Origin of the sequence: Streptomyces sp. SID5785, assembly GCF_009870065.1 — a bacterium.
Classification (GTDB): domain Bacteria; phylum Actinomycetota; class Actinomycetes; order Streptomycetales; family Streptomycetaceae; genus Streptomyces.
In genome coordinates, this window is the sequence record NZ_WWIA01000255.1 from 1 (window position 1) to 1,903 (window position 1,903).

The window sequence follows — 1,903 nt, forward strand, 5'->3', positions numbered from 1 at the left end:
CGAGCAGCTGGCCATGCGGACGGCCGCCGTCGCGGGCCACCCCCTCGTCGCGGTCCGCACCCGGGCGGCCTCCGGGGCCGAGCCGCAGGCGGAGATCCAGTTCCTGTCGGTGGACGACCCTCGCGTCCGGCTGGTGGGGCTCACCGCCCCGGCCGAGGACGGTCTGACGGTGCGGCTGCAGTCGTTCACCGACACCCCGGTCGTCTGCCGTGTCACCACCCCGTTCCGCGTCGCGGGAGCGCGGCACACGAACTATCTGGGGCTGGGCACCGGCGACCTGACCCCGGACGCCGACGGGGCGCTCCCGGTGCCCGTCCCCGCGTGGGGGACGGCGGCCGTCACGCTCCGCCTGGAGCGACCGTCGAGGGGGCGCTGACTCCGTCGGCGAACGCGACGGTGTCGTCCGTCAGGGCCCGGACGGCGGCCGGGTCGTGGCTGATGAACAGCAGGGCCGTCCGGGCCGGGGCGAGCAGCCCGGGCAGCGCGTCCAGGACTCTCTCCCGGGAGACGGCGTCCAGGGCCGAGGTCACCTCGTCGCACACCAGCAGGGCCGGGTGGGCGACGAGCGCGCGGGCCAGTGCGCAGCGTTGCAGCTGTCCGCCGGAGAGGCGGCCGGGAAGCCGGTGCAGCAGGGGTGCGTCGAGTCCCAGCGCGAGCGCCGTCGCCATCGCCTCCGCGGCCGCCTCGTCGTCACGCACACCCCGCAACAGGCGTGCGGTGTCGGCGAGTTGCGGCAGCAGCGGGCGGTGGGACTCGAAGGAGTCGGCGCTGTTCTGATGGACGTACTGGACGACGCGGCGCTGCGCGGCCGAGCGCCGGTCGATGCGGGCGGGCAGCACCTGGTCGCCGTGCCGGACGGCGCCGCGCGTCGGCGCCGTCAGTCCGGCCAGCACCCGGGCGAACGTCGTCTTGCCCGACCCCGAGGGACCGACCAGCGCGGTGCGGCTGTCCGGCGGGAAGGCCAGGGAGACCGGCCCGGCCAGCAGCGCGGCCGACCGCCGGCGGACGACGATGCCCTCGGCGGCGACCCCGGCGCCGGGCCCTGTGACCTGGTCCGCCGTGCGGGGGCGCGGCAGGCGGCGTGTGTGCGCCCGGTGTTCCGCCGTGAGGAGCGCTCGGGTGGAGCGGTGCCGGGGCGCCACGCGTCCTGCGCCCAGGGGCACTTCGGTGTCCGGCCCGCCCGCGGGCGCACCCAGGATCGCGCGGGTGGGCCCCTCCTCCACGGTCCGGCCCCGGTCGAGGACGAGCACATGGTCGGCGGTGGTGCGGACGAGGGGCAGGTCGTGGCTGAGCAGCAGTACGCCGATGCCGTCGTCCGCCAGTTCGCGGATCATGCGGCCGAGCGCCCGCGCGAGCACGGGGTCGAGGCCGCTCGTCGGCTCGTCGAGGACCAGCAGCCGGGCGCCGGTCACCAGCGCGGAGGCGAAGGCCAGGCGCTGTTGCTGCCCGCCGGAGAGCTGGTGCGGGAAACGCCGGCGCACCAGGTCGCGGTCCAGTCCGGCGCGCTCGAGTGCGCGGTCCACCGCGGCGCGGCGTGCGGCCCGTCCGGAGTGTGCGAGGCAGGCCAGTTCCCTGAGGGCGCCGTCCGCCCGGCGGACCGGGTCGAGGACGCTCTCCGGGTGCTGGGGCAGATGTGCGGCGAGCCCGGCGCGGACCGCGCGGCGACGGCCGGGTGTCAGGACCGTGAGGTCCGTGCCGTCCAGCACGACGCTGCCGGTCAGCCGCACGTCCGGGCGGGCGGCGCCGAGTGCCGCGAGCCCGAGGGTGGTCTTGCCGCTGCCGGAGGGGCCGACGACGGCGACGACGCCTCCGGCGGGCACGCGGAGCGCCACGGCGTCGAGCAGCGGACGCTCCGCCCCCGGTGCGTGCGCGGTGATCCCCGGGATCTCGAGGAGTGTCCGTG

The 1,903-nt window shown here is 77.3% G+C and carries 1 protein-coding gene and 1 pseudogene; one reads left to right on the forward strand and one right to left on the reverse strand.

Annotated elements, in window-relative coordinates; genetic code table 11:
- A pseudogene (locus GTW43_RS07690) lies at window positions 1–376 on the forward strand (alpha-mannosidase); the annotation flags it as partial.
- Here GTW43_RS07690 and GTW43_RS07695 read toward each other — a convergent pair.
- The coding region (locus tag GTW43_RS07695) for an ATP-binding cassette domain-containing protein (protein WP_161300878.1) at window positions 339–1,903 on the reverse strand (1,565 nt) is incomplete at its 5' end. The pseudogene GTW43_RS07690 and the gene GTW43_RS07695 overlap by 38 nt on opposite strands.